We start from the raw sequence: 3,045 nt of genomic DNA on the forward strand, positions 1-3,045 counted from the left end.
GACAGCCACCCCGAAGGTATACAGGTACAAATGACCTGCTACCAGGGAGCCTATACCGGCACAATTGCCCCATCCGCTGAAATAGAGGAAGTGGTGTGGCTGACATACGCGGACCGGGACCATGTCTCTCCTGTGGATCAGATCATTATGGACTGGCTGAAGGAACGCATGCTGATCAACTGAACCTGGACAGAGCTATACCTACGCCCAGGCCATAGTAAAGCTTACCGGAAGCGTCTCCTACTATCTTTCTGAAAGAACGGGCTCCCACAAGACTCTATCCAAACGGAGGCTACGGTTTAAAAATATTTTTTTACCTTCAACCCGGTATTTTATTAAACAAACCCACAACTATGCCTGCTACTACTTCCTCCATACTGCATACACTTCAAAACCATACCTCTCCGGCTGACTGGCAACAGCTCCTTACCGATGTGATCGAAGCTTTTGATTGCACGACCGGTACGCTCCATACCTTTGATCCGGTGGCCGGGCTGCTGCGACTACAGGCACAACAAGGTATACCGCCTTTCCTGGTACCCAAAATGATGGAAATACCTGTTGGAAAAGGGATGGCAGGTATAGCTGCCGAACGCCGCCAGCCGGTGGAGATGTGCAACCTGCAGACGGATGAGTCGGGCGTGGCACGTCCTGCCGCCAGGGAAACGAAAGTAGAAGGCTCTATTGCCGTGCCCCTGCTGCTGGACGGAGAGTTGTACGGTACGCTCGGTATTGCCAAGCCTGTTCCCTATGATTTTACGGAAGAAGAAAAAAGCTCCCTGTTACAGATCGGCGAAGAAATGAGCCGCTACCTGCGCGCCCAGGCTGCGCATACCTAACGGTGTTGCTCATACCTGTTGGCTGGCAGTGACGCCTGCAACGCTTTGACTTCCTGGTCGGTGAGCGGAGCTGCTTGGCTAGCCTGCAGCGCATCATCCAGTTGCGCGCTGGTCCGGATACCCAGCACGGCAGTGCTGACAGCCCGGTGCTCTAAAGTATATCGGACGGCAATTTCCGCTGCTTTCCGTGTAGTCCCCGCTACCTTTTGCACCGCCTCGGCTGCCTGCCGGACTACTTCCGGGCTATAGTTCAGGTAGGATTTGGCGGGTTTACCTGCCAGCAGGCCCTGCGCCAGGCTGCCGCGCGCCAGTATGCCTATGCTATGCTGCTGCAGCAGGTCCAGCACGGTTTCTTCGGGGCGCCGGTCCAGCAGGCTGTACTGCATCATCACACTCACTATACCTGATCGGCTGACATACTCCCGTATCACATTGGGCCGGATGGACGAAATGCCGTAATGCCGGATCTTGCCCTGCTGCTTCAGCTGTTCGAACGCTTCGATCGTTTCGTCGATCGGGTCTTCGATGGTGCCGCCATGCAGCTGGTACAGGTCGATGTGATCGGTCCGGAGCCGTTGCAGGCTGGCCTCCACTGCCTGCAGGATATACGCTTTGGTCGGATTCCAGTCCCAGCCACTCCCATCAGGCCGCCACTGGTTGCCCACTTTGGTCGCGATGATCACCTTTTCGCGCAGGCCCCTGAAGGCTTTCCCGACAGTTACCTCGTTCTCTCCTTTCGCATACAGGTCAGCCGTATCATAAAAATTGATCCCCGCGTCCAGCGCCCGGTGCAGCAAGGTGGCATTCTCTGTGTGATCATTTCCCAGTGACATGCAGCCGAAGCTGACTTCGCTGACGGTCAGGTCTGATTTTCCCAGTTGGTTATACTTCATAGTTTTTGATATATTCGGCTTTGCAAGATAGTTTTCTATAGGAATTACTCCTAAACGGGGCGATGGTTCCGGATTCAGGAGGCTGCCTGCATACAGAAAATGCATGGTCAGTAAGTTCAGGGATAGAAGGCACGAGCCGCATGCTCGCCCCAGCGAAGGCCACCCTTGTTATTTTGACCAGCGGGAGAAATCTGGGTTCATGATACTTGTACCAGGTTCCTCACATCGAGGGCCCCTTTCCCCAGCTACGCTGGTTCTCTTCGGCTCACGCCTCAAGCGTGTTCGAAAGGACAGAAAAGGAAGGGAATGACAAAGCATGAGAGTCTTTTCACGTACGCAAGCACGATCGCACTAACACAGACAACCTAACACAAACAACAAACACAACAACATGAGCCAACTAACTATCAAGAGCCTGCAGGAGCTGGAGCAGTACGATGGAAATGAAATGGGTATTTCGGAGTACCATACCATCACGCAGGAGCAGATCAACAAATTTGCGGAGGCCACCCTGGACTACCAGTGGATTCACCTGGATGAAGAACGTGCCAAAACGGAAACCCCTTTCGGTGCCACCATCGCCCACGGTTACCTGACGGTATCGCTGCTACCCTACCTGTGGACACAGATCACCTCCATCGAGAACCTAAAAATGCAGGTGAACTACGAGATAGAAAGCCTGCGCTTCAACCAGGCCGTCACCGTCAACAGCCGGGTGCGCCTGCGGGCCAAACTCCTGTCCGTAAAAAACCTGCGCGGCATCGCCAAAGCCCGGCTGGAAGTAACACTGGAAATAGAAAACAGTAAAAAGCCAGCGTATACAGGCATCATCACGTTCCTGTATCATTTTAATGAATAGGTGGTGTTAAAGAGTAGTTCGAGCTCTTAATTTGCCGGGTCCAACCACCCCTACCCCTGAGAGCTACGCTCGCAAGCTTCGAACTCGCGTTCTCGCTTGTCCAAGGAGGGGAGCTTAGCTACTACTGCTGGAAAGGGTAAAACGTTGTAGCGGTTGAGAAAGTATACCTGTAGCATGTAAACCCACCCCTGTCCCCTCAGAGGAGGGGAATCGGGAACGATTATCATCCCCCTTCCCCTTCGAAGGGGGAATTTACTAAGACCGTCATTTCGAACGCAGTGAGAAATCTGGGTTATACCTGTAGCTTATACCAGATTTCTCCTAAAGGTCAAAATGACAACACTGGCAGGTATAGCTGACAGGTATAGCACGACTAACTTACAACTCAAGCTACGAAGGTATAGGCATTAGCCAAGTGCACCATTTGGCGCTCCACTGTTCGAGCGTTCAGCGA

The 3,045-nt window shown here is 53.1% G+C and carries 4 protein-coding genes; 3 read left to right on the top strand and 1 reads right to left on the bottom strand.

All coding sequences use genetic code 11. From position 1 onward, the window contains the following. Together OB13_RS19935 and OB13_RS19940 are read left to right on the top strand one after the other, a co-directional pair. The coding region (locus tag OB13_RS19935) for an NUDIX hydrolase (RefSeq protein ID WP_461491939.1) at positions 1–183 on the top strand (183 nt) is incomplete at its 5' end. A gap of 170 nt (positions 184–353) precedes the next feature. Continuing rightward, complete coding sequence (locus OB13_RS19940; RefSeq protein ID WP_461491940.1) at positions 354–839, top strand: GAF domain-containing protein; 486 nt, start codon at positions 354–356, stop codon at positions 837–839. Here OB13_RS19940 and OB13_RS19945 read toward each other — a convergent pair. Further along, positions 836–1,732 carry an aldo/keto reductase gene (locus tag OB13_RS19945; RefSeq protein WP_461491941.1) on the bottom strand — a complete coding sequence of 299 codons (897 nt, stop codon included), beginning with the start codon at positions 1,730–1,732 and terminating at the stop codon, positions 836–838. The two genes, OB13_RS19940 and OB13_RS19945, sit on opposite strands and share 4 nt — an antisense overlap. 391 nt (positions 1,733–2,123) lie before the next feature. Here OB13_RS19945 and OB13_RS19950 point away from each other — a divergent pair, with 391 nt between their 5' ends. Further along, the gene (locus OB13_RS19950) at positions 2,124–2,591 is read left to right on the top strand and encodes a MaoC family dehydratase (protein ID WP_461491942.1); all 468 of its coding nucleotides are present in this window, start codon (positions 2,124–2,126) and stop codon (positions 2,589–2,591) included. The last annotated feature ends 454 nt before the right edge of the window (positions 2,592–3,045 follow it).

Source organism: Pontibacter sp. HJ8 (genome assembly GCF_054824225.1).

Bases quoted from the DNA above. Each gene is read 5' to 3' on its own strand.
- OB13_RS19940 (WP_461491940.1), top strand. From the start codon at position 354: ATGCCTGCTACTACTTCCTCCATACTGCATACACTTCAAAACCATACC.
- OB13_RS19945 (WP_461491941.1), bottom strand. From the start codon at position 1,732: ATGAAGTATAACCAACTGGGAAAATCAGACCTGACCGTCAGCGAAGTC.
- OB13_RS19950 (WP_461491942.1), top strand. From the start codon at position 2,124: ATGAGCCAACTAACTATCAAGAGCCTGCAGGAGCTGGAGCAGTACGAT.